Source organism: Variovorax palleresanus, assembly GCF_051144945.1.
Lineage (GTDB): Bacteria > Pseudomonadota > Gammaproteobacteria > Burkholderiales > Burkholderiaceae_C > Variovorax > Variovorax paradoxus_S.
This window is the reverse complement of record NZ_JBJNVP010000002.1, coordinates 5,234,800-5,254,393: the sequence shown is the minus strand read 5'-3', so window position 1 is coordinate 5,254,393 and position 19,594 is coordinate 5,234,800. Positions and strand designations below refer to the sequence as shown.

8 protein-coding genes are annotated in these 19,594 nt (G+C 67.6%); 3 read left to right on the top strand and 5 right to left on the bottom strand.

The window, feature by feature from the left end; genetic code table 11:
• The first annotated feature begins 1 nt into the window (after window position 1).
• Window positions 2-1,039, top strand: coding sequence for an aldo/keto reductase (locus tag ACJ7Z0_RS28625; RefSeq protein WP_434792557.1), 1,038 nt, complete (start codon window positions 2-4; stop codon window positions 1,037-1,039).
• Here ACJ7Z0_RS28625 and ACJ7Z0_RS28620 read toward each other — a convergent pair.
• Together ACJ7Z0_RS28620 and ACJ7Z0_RS28615 are read right to left on the bottom strand one after the other, a co-directional pair.
• The gene (locus tag ACJ7Z0_RS28620; protein WP_434792556.1) at window positions 1,036-1,986 is read right to left on the bottom strand and encodes a helix-turn-helix transcriptional regulator; all 951 of its coding nucleotides are present in this window, start codon (window positions 1,984-1,986) and stop codon (window positions 1,036-1,038) included. The two genes, ACJ7Z0_RS28625 and ACJ7Z0_RS28620, sit on opposite strands and share 4 nt — an antisense overlap.
• 75 nt (window positions 1,987-2,061) lie before the next feature.
• The gene (locus tag ACJ7Z0_RS28615; RefSeq protein WP_434792555.1) at window positions 2,062-2,334 is read right to left on the bottom strand and encodes a hypothetical protein; all 273 of its coding nucleotides are present in this window, start codon (window positions 2,332-2,334) and stop codon (window positions 2,062-2,064) included.
• On the opposite strand from ACJ7Z0_RS28615, the gene ACJ7Z0_RS28610 reads away from it, so the two are divergent.
• Window positions 2,323-3,138, top strand: a complete 816-nt coding sequence (locus tag ACJ7Z0_RS28610) for a helix-turn-helix domain-containing protein (RefSeq protein WP_434792554.1) — start codon at window positions 2,323-2,325, stop codon at window positions 3,136-3,138. The genes ACJ7Z0_RS28615 and ACJ7Z0_RS28610 overlap by 12 nt on opposite strands.
• Before the next feature lie 27 nt (window positions 3,139-3,165).
• On the opposite strand, the gene ACJ7Z0_RS28605 is transcribed toward ACJ7Z0_RS28610, so the two are convergent.
• Both ACJ7Z0_RS28605 and ACJ7Z0_RS28600 read right to left on the bottom strand, forming a co-directional pair.
• Window positions 3,166-4,035: an N-formylglutamate amidohydrolase gene (locus tag ACJ7Z0_RS28605; protein WP_434792739.1), complete on the bottom strand. Its 870-nt coding sequence runs from the start codon at window positions 4,033-4,035 to the stop codon at window positions 3,166-3,168.
• Window positions 4,036-4,046: 11 nt separating this feature from the next.
• Window positions 4,047-5,027, bottom strand: a complete 981-nt coding sequence (locus ACJ7Z0_RS28600; RefSeq protein WP_434792553.1) for a Bug family tripartite tricarboxylate transporter substrate binding protein — start codon at window positions 5,025-5,027, stop codon at window positions 4,047-4,049.
• 150 nt (window positions 5,028-5,177) lie between these two features.
• On the opposite strand from ACJ7Z0_RS28600, the gene ACJ7Z0_RS28595 reads away from it, so the two are divergent.
• A complete protein-coding gene (locus ACJ7Z0_RS28595; RefSeq protein ID WP_434792552.1) occupies window positions 5,178-6,101 on the top strand; it encodes a LysR substrate-binding domain-containing protein in 924 nt (307 codons plus the stop codon).
• Here ACJ7Z0_RS28595 and ACJ7Z0_RS28590 read toward each other — a convergent pair.
• A complete protein-coding gene (locus ACJ7Z0_RS28590) occupies window positions 6,098-19,585 on the bottom strand; it encodes a hypothetical protein (protein WP_434792551.1) in 13,488 nt (4,495 codons plus the stop codon). The genes ACJ7Z0_RS28595 and ACJ7Z0_RS28590 overlap by 4 nt on opposite strands.
• Between the last annotated feature and the right edge of the window lie 9 nt (window positions 19,586-19,594).

Below are 19,594 nucleotides of genomic sequence, written 5' to 3'. Positions count from 1 at the left end.
CATGGAACAACGCTTTCTCGGCCGCTCCGGCTTCAAGGTCCCCGCCCTCGGCTTCGGCGCCGGCACCTTCGGCGGGCAGGGCCCGCTCTTCAGCGCCTGGGGCAACACCGACGTCGAAGGCGCACGCAGCATCGTCGACCTGGCGCTGAATGCCGGCGTGACCCTGTTCGATACGGCCGACGTGTATTCGAACGGCGCTTCGGAATCGATCCTTGGTGCGGCGCTCAAGGGCCGGCGCGACAAGGCCATCATCTCGACCAAGCTGGCGCTGCGCGCCGGCGACGGGCCGAACGACGTCGGCGCCTCCCGCCACCACCTGATCGCCGCGACCGACGCCGCGCTGAAGCGCCTGGGCACCGACTACATCGACATCCTGCAGCTGCATGCCTTCGATGCGATGACCCCGGTCGAGATGGTGCTCGACACGCTCGATGACCTGGTGCGCGCCGGTAAGGTGCGGCTCATCGGCGCGTCCAACTTCTCGGGCTGGCAGCTGATGAAGTCGCTCGCGGCCTCCGACCGGCTCGGGCTGCAGCGCTTCGTGGCCAACCAGACCTACTACTCGCTGATCGGCCGTGACTACGAATTCGAACTGATGCCACTGGGCATGGACCAAGGCGTGGGCGCCATCGTATGGAGCCCGCTGGGCTGGGGCCGCCTGACCGGCAAGGTGCGCCGCGGCCAGCCGCTGCCCGCCGGAAGCCGGCTGCACGAAACCGCCGGCTTCGCGCCGCCCGTGGATGACGAGCGCCTGTACCGCGTGATCGATGCCATGGACCAGGTGGCCGAGGAAACCGGCAAGACGCTGCCGCAGATCGCGCTCAACTGGCTGCTGCAGCGGCCCACCGTGTCGAGCGTGCTGATCGGCGCGCGCAACGAAGAGCAACTGAAGCAGAACCTCGGCGCGCTCGGCTGGCAACTCAGCGCAGATCAGGTCAAGCGGCTCGATGCCGCCAGCGCCGTGACCCCGCCCTACCCCTACTACCCGTACTGGAACGGGCAGTTCGCCGAGCGCAGCCCGGTGGCCGTGCTGCCTTAGCTCTCGTTGTGCACACCAAAGTCGCTGTCGCCCTGCTGCACCGCGTTGACCAGCTGCACGCGGTTGCGCGCGGCAAAGCGGCGGCGCAACTGGCGCATGTGGTAGTCCACGGTGTGGGCCGACATGTCGAGGCGGTTGGCGATCTCCTTGTCGCTGCGCCCCTGCAGCAGGTGCTGGAGGATGTACTGCTGCGTGGGCGAGATCTCGATGCGCGCCGCCGCGCTCGCTTCGCTCGGCATGCGCGAATGGCGCAGCAGGTACTCGTGAACGCTCAAGCCCAGCGTCAGGGCCTGGCCGACGACCTCGTCGGTGATCCAGCGGCGGCCCGGCTCGCTCGACTGCAGGCTGATGACGGTGTACTGGTTCACCTGCGTCGGCAGCGCGAGGCGGAACATCAACCCGCTGCGAATGCCGCTGGCGCGCAGGTCGTCGATAAAGCGCTGCCGCCGTCCCTCCGCGTCCTCGGTCACGGATGTAGCTGCGGACAATGGCGAGGCCTCGATCTGCTCGATGTCCCACACCAGCGGGAGACTGGAAGCCGGTACGCCCGGCTGCCGCAAATCAGTTTCGTAGAGGCGATGCGAAAAGTAGCGCTGCGTCCACTCGGGGTTTGCGTGCGCGGTGAAGAAGCTCAAGGGCCACCAGCGGCCGCGCAGGAAAGTGATCGTGCCGTAGCCAAGCCAATCGAAGCCCAGCGCATTCAACATCGCCTGGACAAGATCACGGCACTCCTTGCTGCCTGAAGCATTCAGCAGATCGCCGACGATGCCGGGCACGCCGTCCGCACGCCGGTCCGCCGATTGCGGCAGGTAGAGCTGGTCTTCCGAATAGAGCTGTGGAAACGGCCCTTCGAGCGGTGGCTCGGCGCCGTTTCCATATGCATTCGACGGCGGCGGTGAATCGAATTCGCGCGGATCCGGCAGCGCTATCGCTCCGGCGTGTTGCAAGAAAGTACCAACAATCATGAGAGGCCTGATGGAAGTGCCGCATGCATCGGTGGACGCTGCGGGGTTGGAGCCAAACTACCAAAGCGCGGCAATGCCGCCTTGTAAATTCTTAGCCTCGAGCACATTCGCCGGCGCCGGCGGGCGATGGCATCTCGCGCTGGCGCGCAACTGAATACCTTCGGGTGAATGCCCGCGGAGGCAGGCCGAGGGCTGGCATGCCGATTGCTCTTTTTCAACAAAACCAAGACGTTCAGGGAGCCCTGCTTTTCGATGGAACTCCTGGCTTCCCGCTACTGGCGAGATGCTGATCTCACAGGTCTTCAACTGACCGCCAACATGCTGCTGCATCACGAGATCCGGCCGCACAGGCACGTCGGATTCACGCTCTCGGTGTCCAACACCGAACTGCACGTGCGTACCTGCAACCGCGTGACGGTGGTACCGCCGGGCGCCCTGCTGCGTATCGCGCCGCAGGTCTGGCACTCGGTGCGAGCATGCGGCGTTCCGTGGCGCGAGGACGCGATGTACTGCAGCTCCGCCGTCGCCCGCTGCATCAGCGCGGCGCACGAGAGCACACGGTTGGCCCGCGTGGAAGACGATGCAGGCGTCTCGGTTTTTCTCGACGCATCCGAGGCCTTCGATTTTATCGAGTGCCATCGGCTCCTGTATGAACCCACGAGCACGGGCCTGGGCAATGAAGAAGACAACGCCGTGGGCCGCGCCCTGCTGCGCCAACGCCTGGCCCGGTGGATTCCGTTGCGCGCGCCGCCCGCGCGCGTTGTCGACAGCGGCGACGACCGGATGAACAGGCTGTATGAACTGATCGCGTCCGGCTTTCATCAGCGCATGACGCTGGACAGCCTGGCCGATGCGGCGGGCCTGCATCCGGTACACGTGCAGCGGCGCTTCAAGGGCGCGATGGGATTCACACCGCACGAAATGGTGGTGGGCCACCGCATCGAATACGCACGCGACCTCATTGCCGGCGGCGCGCGCGTCACCTACGCGGCGCATGCCGCCGGCTTCACCGACCAGAGCCATCTGCACAAGACCTTTCTTGGCACCTATGCGGTGTTGCCCGGCGACTACCGCAGGCTTTCGGCATTCGACGCCCTGCAGCCGCCCTCGGCCAGGAACGGCATTGCCGGGTAGAAGGTATCGGCGCTGCGGCATTGCCGGCTACTCCCTCCTCAACTGCAACTGCACGTGCGCCGCCACCGCGCCGATGGTGGCTTCGATGCAGCGCTGCAGCGCAGCGAATCCATCGTTCGGTTCGCGCGTTGCTTCGTTCATGTACAGCGGCCGGCGGATTTCGATCTGCAGGCTGTGGCGCTTCCTGGCGGGGTTGCCGATTTCGGCGATCAGTGCCACGCCCTTGTACGGATCGTTGCGCGCCACCGTATAGCCGTGGGCTCGCACGGTGGCTTCCACCACCTCCAGCAGCTCGGGGCCGCAGGTGGTCCCTTCGCGGTCGCCAAGCACGAAGTCCGCAAGCGGACGGGTCGATTGGATGCGCAGCTTCTCGTAGGCGTTGCCGGGCATCGAGTGCAGGTTGAGGTGCCACAGGGCGCCGAAGTCGGTTACCGCGCGCTTGACCGCGGCGAACAGCGCCACGTGATAGGGCTTCCAGTATTTCTCGATGCGCGACTGCACCGCGGCGGTCTGCAGCGGCCGGTCGTACAAGGGCTCGTCGGCCGCGATGCGGCTCCAGACCAGGCCGTAGCCCAGGCGAGATTTCTCGCCCGGGTTCAGCGGCAGCGGCCATGGTCCATCGAGCAGTTCGGGGTCCAGGTCGTCGATGGCCCGGTTGGGGTCGATGTAGGCGCGCGGAAACTGTGCGGCCAGCAACGTGGCGCCGTGTCTCGGCGCGGCGGCCCAGAGCGTGTCGACGTGGGTGTCCTCGGCCTGGCGCAGCTGCGCGAACGGAACGCGGGTGACAAAGTCCGCCGGGTACCGCGTGCCGCTGTGCGGCGAATCGCACACCAGCGGCAGCCGGGCCACGCCGGGCGGCGGATCGGCGACAACGACGGCCGGATCGCTGCTCTCCATGCTGCGCGCGCTCACAGCTTGATGTTCGCCACCTTGGCGATGCGCGCGTATTTGTCCATCATTTCGCGGATCTGCTGCGCGAACTGTGCCGGTGTATTGGCCATCGGCACGCCCGAGATGTCGACCGTGCGCTGCTTGAAAGCGGGGTCCTGCATGGCCTGGTGCGCGCTGGCCATCAGCTTCTCGACCACGGCAGGCGGCGTACCGGCAGGCGCGACCAGGCCGAACCAGCCACCCTCGCTCATGGCTTCGAAGCCGAGCTCGCGGTAGGTCGGCACATCGGGCAGCAGTGGCGAGCGTTGCGGCGACAGCACCGCCAGTGCGCGCAGCTTGCCCGACTTGATGTGCGGCAGCGACGACGGCAGGTTGTCGGTCATGGCGTCGACCGTGCCGGCCAGCGCATCGGCCGCCGCCTGGCCCGCGCCCTTGTACGGCACGTGCGTGAGCCGGATGCCCGCAAGGTCCATGAACTGCTCGACGTTCACATGTCCGAGCGAGCCGTTGCCGGGCGACGCGAAGGTGATCTTGCCGGGCTCGGACTTGGCCAGTGCGATGAACTCCTTCATGCTTTTAGCCGGCAGCTTGGGGTTGACCACGAACACGCTGGGCACCGACATCACGTTGGTGATCGGCTGAAAGTCCTTCACCGGGTCGTAGCTCAGCTTGGTGTAGACGGCCGGGTTGGCGCCATGCGTGCTCACGGTGGCCATGCCGATCGTGTAGCCGTCCGGCTCGGCCCGCGCCACCGCCGAAATGCCGATGGTGCCACCCGCTCCCGCGCGGTTGTCGACCACCACCTGCTGCCCGAGGATGACAGACATCTTCTCGGCCAGGAGCCGCGCGACGAGGTCGGTCGAACCGCCGGGCGAAAACGGCACGATCAGCTTGACCGGCTTGTCCGGATAGGTCGAAGCGCGGGCATCGGCAGCAGCGAGCGGTAGCCCGAAAGCAACGGCGCTGATGGCCAGCAGGAGTTCGCGGCGGTTGTTCATTGCGATTAAGTCGAAAGAAATAACAGGGAGACAACACACGGGCAAGGTGCCCTGGAGTGCGGCGATTATGTGAATCGTCCCCGCATGTTTGGGGTGACAATTGCGCCGCTTGCTATGACTCCCGCTCATAGCGGGCCACCCACTCCACCCATGCGCATCCGTTCACCGTCTCTGCACGAGTTGCACGCTTTTGCCAGCACCGCGCGTCTGGGCAGCTTCTCCAAAGCAGCCGACGAACTGTGCGTCACGCAGGGCGCGGTGAGCCGCGCGGTGGCGCGGCTCGAAGAAGAGTTGGGTGTGCGCCTGCTGGATCGGCATGGCCGGCTCAGCACATTGACCGACGCGGGCCGCGCCTACCTGGACAACGTGGGACCTGCGCTGCGGCAACTCGAGGCCGCCGCCGAAGCCGCCGGTGCGCCACACGGACCGCACACGCTGCGCCTCTCGGTACCGCCAACGCTGGCCACCAAGTGGCTGATTCCGCGGCTGCCCGATTTTCGCAAGCGCCATCCCGAGGTGGCCATTTCGTTCGCGCCCTATCGCCGCGACGATGCACTGGACAAGCCTGACATCGACGGCTGGATCCGCGTGCGCACCGGCAGCGCGCCGTGGCATTCGGCCGACATCCAGTCCGACTATCTCGTGGGCCGCGAGATCGTGCCGATCTGCCGGCCCGAAGACCTGCGCGGCCCGCTCGCATTGCGCCAGCCGCAAGACCTGTTGCAGCGCCCACTGCTGTTTCACGCCAACTACCCCGACAACTGGCGCCTGTGGTTCGACACGCAAGGCGTACCCGACGCAAACCCACGCCCCGCCGCCGACTTCGACCAGGTCGTGATGCTGGTGCAGGGCGTGATCTCGGGCCTCGGCCTCGCTGTGGTGCAGCGCTGCCTGATCGAGGACGAGCTCGCCGCGGGGCGCATCGCGATCCCGATCGACCAGGCCGCGCTGACGCCGCGCGGCTACTACGTCTGCGCGCCGAAGGGACGGCGCGAGACGCGGGGCATGCGGGTGTTCAGGGACTGGGTGCTGGCGCAGGCGGCGGCGCCGGACTCCTCCGTCACCTCGGCCTAGGTGCTCGCGCCCCGGTCCGGGCCGTCCTTTCTCTGCCCGAGCTTGCTCAGATCGATGAGCCCTTCGGGGATCTGCCTGCCGACGGTGCCGCCGGTGGCACGGAAACGCACGGTCTGATCGGGAACGAAGCGGCCGAACGCGTCCACTTGGCGCCCCGAAAGAATGGCTTCCAGGGGAATCGCATGCATCCCATCCGCGGCAACCTGCACGCTGTCACGGTCGGTGGTGTAGACGTAGGCGGCTTCCTCGCTTCCGTCGCGATCAAATGGGGCCGGCATGGGTTCGATCGCGGCCCACTTGGCGCCGGCCACCGTGGTGTGCACGCCATCGGGGGCCGGTATCTCCAGCCCGCCTGCTGCGATCACGCGTTCGGGCGACGACCCGACCACGAACTGCACCTTGCCGGCATTCGGCGTCTCTGGCGCCGGGCGTTGCGCGGCGTTGTGGCGCCCCGTGCGAGCCAGCTTCAGCGCCTGGCCCTCGTGATAGTTCTGCGCCAGCTCCCCACTGGAAACCTCCAGCGGATCGAAGCCGGTCACCGAACCGTCTTGCTCGACCAGGTGCTGTGGGTCGCCAGGGAACTTGTCCGCAGCATTCAGCCGATCAGTAAGGACGCCTGCGGTGCGCGCGGTGCGTTCGTTGAGCAGCTCGCTGCCCTCGCCGGAATAGGTCCGCATCTCCAGGTCCAGTTCCAGCCTCTTGCCCGCGAACGGGTGCCGCGGCATGACCAGGGCCAGGCGGTCGCCCACCAGGAAAGGCCCCTTGACGTCGACGAACCCCGACCCACCAGCCGCTTCGCGAAGCTCCCGCACCGCGGCCACTTCTCCTACCGCCGCGGCCATGCGGGGATGAAGCGTTGCGCCGTCGGGCAAGTCCACCAGCAGATGTGATTGGTCCGGATCGGGCGCGCGAGTTTGGCGGAAGATCTTGATCACCTGCCCTTCGCCGAACGGGTACACATCGGCGGAGCTGCCGCGGCCGAGCATGTCTTGCCCCGTCATGGCGACCACCTCGGCCCCCGTCATCGGTCGCCGAGTCCCATCCGCTTCGCGGACCATCAAGCGACGCACGGGCAACTCGGCGCCGGTGTCCGCGTCCCTCATCGTGACGGGCCGGCCTTCCCAGTCGATATCGATCGGCGCTCCCGGACGCATGTCCGTCGACGCCGCGAACCTGCCGAACCTGTCGATCGTGCGCGCGGCAATCAGCGCGTCGCCGGGAATGGCGCGCGTGCCGTCCGGCGCCGGGCGCGCCGCCAGCGCATCGCGCGCCATGCCCGCATCCACGGTGTAGATGTGCGGCACCGGCTTCGCCGGGCTGCCATCGGGCGGCGGCACATCGCGCATAGCCGCCCACTTGGCCGCCGCCACCGTGGGGTACAGGCCGCCCGGTGTTTCGCCGGAACCGGCGGGCAACTTCAACCCGCCCATCCGGCCCACTTCGTCGGGCGCCGGCCCCAGCGCGAACAACGCCTTGTCCGCAGTTTCGGGTGCGGCGCGAAGCGCGGCGTTTTGCCGGCCGGTGCGCGCCATCCGCGTGACCACGTTGTTGAATAAATCGGAGGGAGTCAACCCTTCATGGACCCCGGCAGGGTCATGCAGAACCGGCCGCCCCGTCGAGTCGACCATGAACTGCGGATCCCAAGGGTCCTTCCCGGCACGATGAAGACCCTCCGAGATCGCCGCAACCCCCGTCGCGGTGCGTTCGTTGAGAAGATCGGTGCCCGGTCCCGTAAGCGTGCGGGTGGCGGTGGCCCTCATCGCCGTGCTCGACTCTTCGTAGCGGGGCATCACCGTGACGAGGCGGTTGCCCACCAGGTAAGGCCCCTTGACGTCGATCACGTTCTCCGCGCCCGCGGCATCGGCCAGTTTCCGCAAGGCCGCCACCTCCTCGACCGCCCGCTTCATGCTGCTGTGGATCGTCGCGCCGTCCGGCAGATCGACTTGCAACTCGTCCAGAGCCATGCTGAAGCGACCGTCACGGATATCGCTGTCGGTGCGCAGGATCTTGATCGCCTGGCCAGTGCCGAACTCGTACACAGTGCCGTTCCCGCCCACGCCGATCTGCGGCCCCATCATGGCGACCACCTCGGCCCCGGTCATCGGCCGCCGCGTGCCGTCGGACTCGATCATCGTCAACCGGTGGGCCGAGATTTGGTCTCCGTCACTCGTCCTCAGCGCCACGGGCTGCCCATCCTCGAAATCGATCCTGGGATGCCGCGCCGCATTCTTGCTCGCATCCACGCCCATGTCCGCCTCGGTGAAGATGCGGTCCAGCGTTCGGCCGGGCATGGCCTCGGCATAGCCCATGTGCATGCCGACGCCTTTCTCGCCCTTGCGCTTGGGGTGCGGAATGTCGGCCAGCCCCTGCTCTTGCGCATAGCGCGCAATGCGCTGGTCGGCCGCACCGAGCGCGGCACGCAGCCCCGCTTCGTCGATCTGGCCCACGACTGCAGCAGACAGTTCGTCGCCGCCGGTTCGCAGCGGAACGACGGTGGCGCCGGTGGCCGCCAGTTCATCCGCGAACAGCGTGGCCATGGCCTTGAAATGAACGTTGGCGTGTTCGGCCACGTTGCCCATCGCGTGGTTGAGGCCGCCAAGATTCGCGATGTCAGCCGATACGTAGAAGCCGTTGTCGTCCGAACTGGCCACCAGGTCCTGCAGCCGGAGCACGGTATCGGCCTTCACGCCGGATTGACGCGCGTCATAGAAGCCCGTCACGCTGTCCTTGGCAGCATTCGCGTAGTGCAGCAGGCCTGTGAACTGCCGCGTGTCGAGGCCGGCGGCGCGGGCCGCATCGGAAAACTCCTGCAGCCTGACCGCGTCCGGATCGATCCTCGCGTGATCGTGCGAGCCCGTTGCGAAGCGTGTCGGATGGGCCGGCGTCAGGACTTCGGGTTGGCCTGATTCCGGCGCGCCGCGCGCTGGGCCTCCAGCGCGGTCTTCGCGCGCTGGCGCTCCTCGTCCACTTCCTGCTGCAGTTGCTGCAGGCGTTGCTTTCGTTGCTCCGGGCTCAGGCCGGTCAGTCCCAGCCGTTCGTCCCTTGTCTGTTGTGACATGCTGCTTGCTCCTGTCGACGCCTTGGTCGGCCTCGGTAAAGATGTGGTCCAGGGTCTTGTCGGGCGATACCGATGTATACCCGATGTGCAGGCCGACGCCGGCCTGGTCTTCGTGCTTGGGATGCGGAATGTCGGCCAGGCCGTGGTCTTCCGCGTAGCGTGAAACCTGCCGCTGCGTCGCCTCGACGGCATTTGCGAGCGTGGGTTCGTCGATGCCCACGACCACCACGCCGAGTTCGTCGCCGCCGGTGCGCATCGGCACCACCGTGGCATCGGTCGCGCCCAGACGCGTGGAGAGGATCTCGGCAAGTCCGCGGAAGTGAACGTTGGCGGCCTCCGCCACATTGTTCATCGCCGCATTCAGCCCGCCCAGGTTGCCGATGTCCGCCGACACGTAGTGCGCCTCGTCGCCGCTCTGCGCGACGTGCGCTTGCGCGCGCGCGACGGTGTCGGCCTTCAGGCTGGACAGCCGGGCATCGTAGAACCCGGTCACCGCATCGCGATGCGCCACGGTCCAGCCGCGCATGGCGTCGGCCTGCGTGGCGGTCAGGCCCAACTCGTTCGCCAGGGCGTCATAGGTCTGGCGGGCGACGCTGTCCGGATCGATTGCCGATGCGCCCCGCCCCGGGGTCACGTTCGCGGTCGCATCTCGGCTCGCGGCGTTGCTCGCTGCCGGGCCGGACGCTCCGGTGTCCTGGGCCGCACCGAGCCACGAGGCCGGATCCGGATGGCTGTCGATCAGGTTCTGGATATCGGCGGTCCACTTCTTCCTGCCGGCGCCGTCCGGCAGGTACAACCCGCGATCCGTCTCGAAGATCAGCACGTAGCGGTCGGCACCGCCGGTCACTGGCGAGCCCTGCTCCAGGCCCACGGCAATGGGGCCTCGGCGTGCCATCGACTCCTGGCCGAACAAACTTGTGTTGGCGTTGACGTGCGGCTCCATCAGCACGAGCGGGCCACCGCCGTGCACGCGTGCGTAGAAGGCCAGGACCTCTTCCCCTCGCCGCTTGCCCTCGGCGGCGGCCTCCTCGATGGTCAGCATCTTGCCGGCCTTGTTGGTGCCCGGCACCTGCTTCGCATCGGCGTTGAGATAGGTCGAAAACTGCCAGACATCGCCGCGCGCAACCAGCTCTTCGCGCGACACCTCGCCCGCGGGAAACTTGCCGTCGCGGTAGTAAGACGCGGGCAGCGTCTTCACATACTTGCCGTCGACCAGCGCCTCGCGATGCACCGCGATAATGCCGAGCGGCTTCTGGCCCAGCGGCGAGCCTTCGGCCGGATAGACGACATAGGCCATCCGGGTCCCGTCCTCCATTTCCTGCTGCCACTTGCGCGCCATGCCTTCCGGCCCGAGATTCTTGAAGTCGGGACTGACGGCCAGCTGCTTTTTCAGCGACGGCAGCACCGTGGACGCATTGCGGTCGCTGAACTGCTCCAGCCGCACCACCCTGTCCTCGATGCCCAGCACGAACGGGTCGATCCAGTTGTCGCCGACCCGCGCGCCCATGTTGCGCACATCGGCGCCAAGCGGCGCGTCGACGCGTTCGCCCCGGCCGTTGGGTGCGAGCCAGTAGCGCTTCTGCGCGTCGAAGTTCTCGTTGGCGTGGGGGCGGCCGGTCGAGACGTCCATCAGCGGCAGCTTCGGCTGGGCGCTGACGAAGTCGCCTTCGCCGAGTTCTATCTTCTCGCCCAGCTTGATGGTGCCTTCCACGGCATGCACGCGTGCGCCCAGCTTGTCGCCGAGCTGCAATGCGAGAGACTCGGGTACCGGCGCGGCCGGGTTCGCCATCTCGCCGGCGCGGCAGATGTAGAGCGCCACCTCCTGCCCGTCGGCATAGCCGGCCGCGCGCATGTCGGCGGCCATGCGCGCGGGGCTCGGCACATTCGCCTCGTCGGCCATCACGAGGAAAGCTTTCTCCGGCACCGCCACCTCGACGTCGCGCACCGGCACCGGGCGGCCGTTCACCGTGGCATTGCCCTCCAGGTAGTTGAGGTCGGCCGGGCGATGCACCAGCGGCTGGCCTTGCCACTCCTGTGGCCCGAGCCATCGGTGCGAGCGCGGGTCATTGCCGATCTGGGTATCGATCAGCGAGCGGTATGCCGCCGTGCCGGGACCGTCTTCGGCATAGCGGCTCACCGGCGTTTCGAAGATGGCGACATAGCGCGTCGGCGCTGTTTCACCCGGTGCGTGCGGGCCCTTCTCGTGCACCACGGCCAGCGGTCCGCCGCCGGCCATGCGCTCCTGGCTGACGAGGCTCTTGGCGTTGACGGTCTCCGGCCAGCCGAGTGCGGGCACGGCCTCGGGCGCGCCGGCATGCACGCGCGCATAGAAGGCGTCGATAGGTTCGCCCCGGCGTGTCAGCTCCGCCACCGCCAGATCCATCACCTGCTTCTTCGCGGCCGAGTTGACCACCCCGCCGGGGAACGGCGACTTGCGGTTCCGGGATGAAGCACGGTCGGCGCTGAGGTAGGTGGAGAACTGCCACACTTCGCCACGGTCGAGCAGCTCCTGCCTCCCCAGCCGGCCCGCCGGCGCCTCGCCCTTGTAGTCGGCGGAATCGCGCGTGCCAATGTAGTTGTCGCCGATCAGCGGTTCCTTGTGCACGGCAATGATGCCGAGCGGCCGGCGCTGCGCCGCGGAGCCGGGCGCGGGATAGATCACGAAGGCCATGCGCGTGCCGGCCTCGATTTCTGCGACCCATTTTTCCGTCATGCCGTCGGCCTTGAGCCGCATGTAGTCGGGGCTGTACTTCAACTCCTTCGCCAGGTAAGGCAGCACGTCGCGCGCATGCTGCGCATCGAAGGGCACCAGCTCGACCGCACGCTCTTCGATGCCCAGGTGCAGCGGATCGATGGTCTTGTCGCCCACCCACGCGCCCTTGTCGAGCACGTTCTGCGCGAACGGCGCCTCAGCCTCCTGCGTGCGGCCGCCCGGCTCGAGCCAGAAGCGCTTCTGCGCGTCGAGGTTCGCATCGGCCGTGCGGTGCGGCGCGTTCTGCGACACATCGGTCAGCGGCAGGTTCGGCCGCTGCGTGACGGCGCTGCCGCCGAGTGCGACTTGCTCGCCCAGCACCACGTCGCCATCCACCGCATGCACGCGCGCGCCGAGCTTGTTGCTCACGTCCCGTGCCAGCGATGCGGGCACCGGCGCATCGGGCCGCGCCGGCGTTCCTGCGTCGCAGAGGAAGATCACCACGTCCTTGCCTTCGGGGTGTCCCGCGGCGCGCACGTCCGCCGCGATGCGCTCGGCACTCGGCGGGTTGGCCCTGTTCGCGATGATCAGGATGCTGTCCGCCGGCACGGCGAGCTCGATGTCGCTGGCCTGCACCGGCCGCCCCTTGACTGTGACCTCGCCGTCGACGTAGTTCAGGTCCGCGCGGCGCAGCCCCGAGGGACGCGTCGCGGCCGCGGACCTCGCGGGCACCGCCTCGTCGGGCCGCTGCCCCGCCACCAGCGCCTGGGGTTTGCGTCCATTGCCGGGCTGCAGGCCCGTCAGCACGTCCACGATGTCCTGCGCCACGTCGGCGCGCAGGAACTTCGCATCGCCGATCGTCGGCTTGTCGCCGCCCGTGTGCTTTTCGCGCAGCGCGGCCACGGTGGCACGCTGCTCGGGGCCGAGAACCGTTTGCAGATCGTCGAAGAACTTGCCCAGCTGCTTCGTGCCGCCCGTCGGCACGAGCGGCGTCGAGCCGGTGAGCGACTGTTCGAGCAGGCGCGGGAACCAGTTCGGCACATCCACCGCGGCCGTGCCGTCCGGCGAGACCCTGACGCTGCTCGTGCCCCCCTTTGCCACCGACCTGGAGACGCCCGGCGCGTCCACGCCCATCTGCAGGCGGAACTCGGTGCTGCCCGCGAGCAGGCCCGCATGGAAGACCCTGGGCACCGGAAACACGGCGGTGAGCCGCAGCGATCCGTTGGAGTCGGGCCGGCCCCGGCCACCCGTCATTCCGTCGATCAGGTTGCCGCGGCCCGCCACGTGGTGCGGCGAAGGCTGCGAGCGCTGCGCCGATTCGGGCAGCATGTTGTAGGCGAAGCTCTTGACCCGGTACATCCCGCGCTCGAAGCCGCGCTCCAGCTTGTTGTCGGCAAAGATCACCCAGACGTTGCTGGTCGATTCGTGCGGCACCCGCCGCAGCTTGCCGGTCAGGTCGACGAGCTCGTTCTGCACCGGTTTGCCCGGCACCGCGGTGCGGTGATGGTTGCCGCCGCGCTCGGGAACGAAGACCAGCGCCTTCGCGGGGTCCACATGGCCTTTGGCGACCAGGTCCTTGAGGGCCCGCACGTTCGGCCCGGCGACGAAGTCGCGCACATCGATCGCCGTCGCGTCGTACAGTTTCGCGGCGTCCGCGTGCGGCACCACGACCTGCATCTTGTACTTCGCATCGGCGAAAGTCTTCTGGAACTGCTCGAAGAAGCGCGCGGGCACGATGTCGTCCTTGCCGATCACGTCCTTCAGCAGCATCTGCCAGCGCCGCTCCACCGACGCCGAGAACACGCCGTTGTAGCCCGTGATCTTCTTCAGCGCGGGAATGAACGGTGCGAACCGGCGATCCTCGATCACGCGGTCGAACAGCAGGCTGCTCGACACCTTCACATGGTCGCCCGGCGTGTTGCCGGCCTTGCCGCCCAGGAAGTCCTTCTGGCCTTCGGCCAGCGTGACGTGCTCGCCGTCGAGCTTGACGCTGAGCGTCACCTCCACCACCTGGCCCGAGCCGTCGGCAGCCGGCCCGACGACCTTGGCCGAGCGCATGTTCACGCCATAGCCTGGTGTTCCCTCGCCGAACATCTCCTTCTTCGCGATGCCGATCAGGTCTTTCGCGAACACGGTGAAGATGGTGTCGCGCGAAAACGGCAGCACACCCCATTGCAGCATGCTGGTGCGCCGGTATTCGTCGGGCCGCACCGCGACCGACAGCTCCTTGCCCAGCGCGTTCTTCAACGGCGCCGTGGAGCGCAGCTGGAAGCTGTCGTAGGCGCCCCGGGCGATCTCGCGAAAGTTGGTGCGCGTGCCGATGCCGGTGCTCACCGATTGCATCGTGGGCGAAGCGAGCCAGGGCTGGGCTTCGTTCACGTTCAGGCGGTTGCGCACCGTCAGGCCGACGCGCATGTCGCGCCGGGCGGCGCGCGCCTCGTTGCGCGCAGCCTCGAGCGCGACGGGGTCGGGCCGCGTGCCCGCGCCGTAGATGCCCACCATTTCGTCACCGCGCAGGTAGGACATGCGCTGGTCGTAGCCGTCGTAGGCGGGCTTCGCGAAGACGCTCTCGGGCGCGCGGGCCATCGCCGGCCTGCTTGCCTGCACGACGATCTCGGGCCGGCCCGCGCCGGGATTCGCGTTGCGTGTGATCCTGACGTTCTCCAGGCCCACGCCGCGCAGCCGCACGCGAATGGCGTTGTCCTGCGCTGCCTGGTGCTCCTTCTGCTGTTGCGCCTCGTCGCCCTTGCGCGTCACGCCGCCTTCGTCGGCGCCGTCCTTGCCGGCCTTGACCTTGCCGCCGCTGCCCGGCGCCTTCGGGTCCGCGGCCGAGGCGACGACCTTCTGCGTGTCCAGCGCCACGCGGAACTCGACCACGCCGCCCGGCGCGAGCGCCTCGGCGGCACGGGTGTGTGTGCCGAGCCCTGTCGCAAGATCCCGGGAGCTCGCGTTCACCACCACGAGGTGGTCGACGTCACGGCCTGCAAGACCCGGGAGATGATCCGTCTTGACGTTGATCGGGCGCGGCGCAACGCCAGTGCCGCCGCCAGGGTTTTGCGGCGCATGCACCTGCGGCACATGCGCCTGCGGGTCACCGGCCACCGGGACCGCAGGACTGCCCGCGTCCCCCACGTTGGCAGCATTCGCTGCAGCGACCACATTCGCAGGATTGCCTGCGTTCTGCTGCTGTTGTTGCTTCTGCTCCGCCGCCGCCGCCGCTGCTGCTGCCATCTTGCGCGCCATGTGCGGATGCAGCGCGATGTTGTTCACCGTACCCGGGAACGCCTGGATCCACGCCGCGGTGGTTTCGGCGTCGTTCATCAAGCGGCCGTTGTTGGTCAGCGAAATCAGATGGCCGGTGCCCCAGCTGCCGGCGGCGTCGTTCGCAAACTGCGCGGTTACCGCGCCACCGAACTTCGCCTTTGCGGCCATGCCTTTCATGGCGTTCGGCAACGGCGCAGCACCCGAGATCCCCCCGGTGATCGGCGCGGTCAGCAAACCTGCGGCCGAGCTGACGATGGCCGCCCCGATGCGCCTGTTACCCTCCTCCGAGGCGAGCTGGCCGTCGAGGCCGACATGCAGGGTGTCCACGCCCACGCGGCCGACCCCGTCGACGACCTGCGATTTCAAACCGGCGCGCGTGCCGATAGCCACCCGGTTGGTGAACTTGAGCGTGGTGTTGGCGCCGAGCTGCACGCCCTCCTTGGCCGCGAACTTCGCGGTCAGGGCCGCGCTGGTGCGCATGCCTGCGCCCACGCCGGTCGGCGTGACGGCGGCCGAGGCGAGGTCGACCACTTCGTCCTTGAACATGAACTTGGCGTCGTCCCAGGTGACGTCCCCCGTGGCCGCCTTGTAGCCGAACGTGAACAAGGAAGTGTGGCCGTCGGCCTGGATGTTGCGGCCCTGGGCCGCGGCCACCACGTCGCCCGTCGTGTCCCAGAGCTCGCTGACGGCGAAGCCGACGGCGATGCCCGCCGCCACGTTGCCGCCCGAGAGGATGGTGGCGCCGATGCCCGCGAGCGTCGAGGTGCCTATGCGCGCGGCTTCGTCCACCACGCTCCAGTATTCGTCGTTCTCCCTGGCCTCGCGGGTAAGGTCGACGGCCTTGAGCCCATAGGCGTCCATGAGCTCGTCTTCCTGATCCACGTACTCCGTGAGCGAGATCTCTCCCGAGGCCAGCTTGTCCTTGAGCCGCTTCACCGCATCGAGCTGGTCCTTCGTGTAGTCGAGCGACTCGTCGGCGGAATCGTCGAAGATGTCGCGCAGCCAGGTGTGGCCTTCTTGCGCTTTCTTGGACGTGTCGTAGTCATTCTGCACCCGCTCTTCGTCGTCCCAGCTGAGCTGGGTCAGTTCATTCTCGGCCCTGATCTTGATGCTTTTCGCCTTCTGCAGCTGCTGCCCCTGCTCGGACGACGCGAGAAGGTCTTCCTTCTCCTGCATGCGGGCCTCGGCGGCGCGCACGCTGCCGGGGATGGGACGCGCGTCGAAGGCTTCGATCTGCCTTTGCAGTTCGGGGTTTCGCGCCGCCCACTGTGCGATGAAGGCCTCCGCAGACTTCGCCTGCTGGCCCGTGCGCCCCAGCTTCAGATCCTGGATCTGCTGGCTGATCTTTTCTGCAGATTCCTCGTTGTCGTTGTTGTACTGCTGCTGCAGCTTCTTGAGCCCTTCCGGGTCCTCGCGTTCGGACACGGGCGACTTCGCAAGGAACTCGGTGTACTTCTTGTGCCCGTCGTCCAGCAGGACGCCGATCTTGCTCTTGGCAAGCCTGTCGGTGGCGTTGTCGAGCTTGTCCTGCTGTGCAAAGCTCTCCTTGAACGAGTTCGGGTTGGCATCGACCCACAGATCCTTTTTGTACTGCAACCGGTCGACCTCGCCTTTGGCCACGTGGCCATTGGCCGTGGCGCTCGCGATCGAGGCCTTGTCGTAGCGGATGCCGGAATCCAGCGCCGCGTCGCTGGCCTTGTTGCGGTTCAGCCAGGCGTCGCGCGCGGGCCGCCCCGCATCGGTGAGGTATTTGTCGCCATGCTCGTCCATCATTTCCTGCTGCTGGACGAAGGCCTTCCACGCCGCCTTGTTTTCCTCCTCGTCGTTGCGGTACGAGTGCCCGACGGGCGTTGCGCCCTCGGCCTCGCGCTTCTGGATCTCCTTCTCGTCGAGGCCGTTCCAGAGCCAGGTGCGCTTCCATTTCTGGAACTCCGTCTGCAGGTCGGCGTCGGCCTGCGCCTTGTCGTCCTGCTTCTGGGCCTTGTCGAGATCGGCCTTGGCCAGGTCCACCTCCTTGTCGGCCGCATCGACGAGCCGGTCGATGTGGTCCAGCCGCTCGAGCTGGTCGTCCAGCACCTTGGCTGCCTTCGACTGGTCCTTGCTGCCGGGCCGCGCATAGGCCAGGTTCTGGTAGGCCACGCGCGCGTCTTCGTCGACCAACACCTGCTGGCGCCTGGTGAAGGCCGCGGTGGCCTTGCTTTCGGCGATCTTGGCTTCGCCCTGTGCGTCCTTCTGCTGTGACACCAGCTGTTTGCGCTGCTCGACCAGGTCGGTCACCGGCTCGCCCATGCGCTTGTAGAGTCGGATGTCCTTGTCCAGGTCGCTGATCTCGCGGCCATAGCCATCGGCCTGGGCCGCCTTGTTCTCGGCCTCGTTCTGCAGGTAGCCGACGCCCCCTTCGACCTCGACCTTCTCGGACTTTTCGGTCTTGGGGTCCTTCTGCGTGACGGTGAACTTCGCCTTCTCGCCGATATCCTTGCGGCTCACGTCGCCGTGCTGCCAGTCCGTCGTCTCGACCACCACGCGGTTGGTGCCCGGGTCGTACAGCGTGCGTATCTCGACGTCGCCGTTGTCGGTGGTGGGCTCTCTCACGTCGACCGTGCCCTCGGGCAGGGCCGCGAGCACTTCGGCTTCGGTCATGCCGAGTTTCTTCGCGGTATCCGCCACGGATTTCTTGTCGTCGAAGATCGACTTGCGCGCCGCTTCGCCCGGGCCGTTCCTGGCATCGGGCTCACCCATCAGCACCGTGCGCCGGCCGTCCGCGCTCGTGGCCACCACCTGCAGCGTGCCGTCGCTCGCGGTGGTCTTCTCGAGTGCCGAGCCATCCTTGCCGAAGGTCTTCACGGTCGTGGGCACGCCCGTCACGACCATCTCCTGGCCGGGCTTGAGCGGCTTGCCGTAGTCCACGTCGGGGTTCAGTGCCAGCAGCTGCTCGAGCGTCAGGTCGGCGGCCTTGGCGACCTCCCGGTAGCCCTCGTAGTCGCCCACCGGGCGCGTGACCTCTGCGCCGGTCAGCGACGTGGTGGTGTCGGTGCGCAGGCCGTTCTCGTCGACCACGCTCACGGTGCGCGTGCCGGCGCTGCTGTCGAGGGTTGTGGTGGTCGTGTCGCCGGTCTTGGCGTCCTTCGTCGTCTGGCTGTAGCGCCCGCTGCCGTCTTCCTTCGCGTCGATGGCCTTCTGACCGCCGGGTGCCTTCGGGTCGGTGATGCTGCCCTTGACCGAAAGGGTGTCCTGCTTCGCGTCGCGGCTGTAGGTCAGCGAGGCGTCGCCGCGCTGGATGGTGGTGGCCTGCACGCCGTCCTTCGGCGCGGCCGTGGTGATCTTGACGCCCGCCGCGTTGGCCTCGGACATCACCTGGTCGACGCGCATCTTGCGGTCGCTCGCGATCTGCTCCACGCTCTTTCCGTCCGCAATGTCCGTCAGCGTCTTCTTCACCTGCGGCGTGACGACCGGCTCTGGCGACTTGAGGAAGGTGTTGAATGGCGACGTCGCGTTCGTGCCGGTGCCGGACGACAAGGTGGACGGCGGCACGAGCAGGCTGCCGCTGGTGGTTCCCGTGTTGCCAACGGTCAGCGTCGGGGTGAACAGCAGTCCGTTGCTGGCGGCCGGGTTGGTGGTGGCCTTCGGCGAGACCTGCAGCAGTTGCGTGAGCGGCGTTTGCAGCGGATCGTCGGCGGCCGGCGCGGGCGGCCCCTCGGTGCCTGTCGGCGCGGGCGGATTGCCCCAGAACTCGGTGTTCGCCTCTTCGCCGATCTCGCTGCCGAACTTCTTCGTCGCGGCGTCCGCCTCGCCGCGCAGTGTCTTGGCCTTTTCCTCGGCCTTGTCGAGCGCCGTGCGCTCCTTGTCGGTGATGGTGGCCGACGGGCGACCCGGCGTGGGCGTCAACTCGACGACCTTGGCCTCGGCGTCCTGCGCCTTGCTCTCCTTCTCCTGCGCGTCGAGAGAGAGCTTCGAAAGTTCGTTGGTCTTCTGTGCACCGTCGCGGTCGGTCTGGGCGCTCTTCACTTTCTCGTCGGTGTCCGCGGAGGCCTTGGCTTCGGGGCTTTTCTGCTGTTCCTTCTTCTGGTCGATCTTGGCCTTGAGCAGCGTCAGGTCCTTGTCGTTCAGGTTGGCTTCCGCGCTCGCGGCCTTGGCGCGTGCGTCTTCGAGCCCGGCGTCCTGCTGCGCCTTCCTGGCCTTGTTGGCGTCGGCCAGGTCCTTGGATTTTTGCGCCTGCACCTCCATGGCCAGGGCATGGTCCTTGGCCTCCTGGGCCTTGCGCTGCGCCTTGATGGCGCGCTCGCGGGCCTCTTCGGCCTGCCGCTGTGCCTCCTGGATCTTTGCGAGCAGCTCTTCCAGCTGGCGCTGCAACTCCCGTGCGCGGGCCGCGGCGTCCGACTCGGCCGAACTCGCAGGCTGCTGCGCCGTGTTCACGGGGTTGGGTACGTTCACCGGCACGCGTACGCTGCCTCCACCATCGGCAATCAACATGGCTGGTTC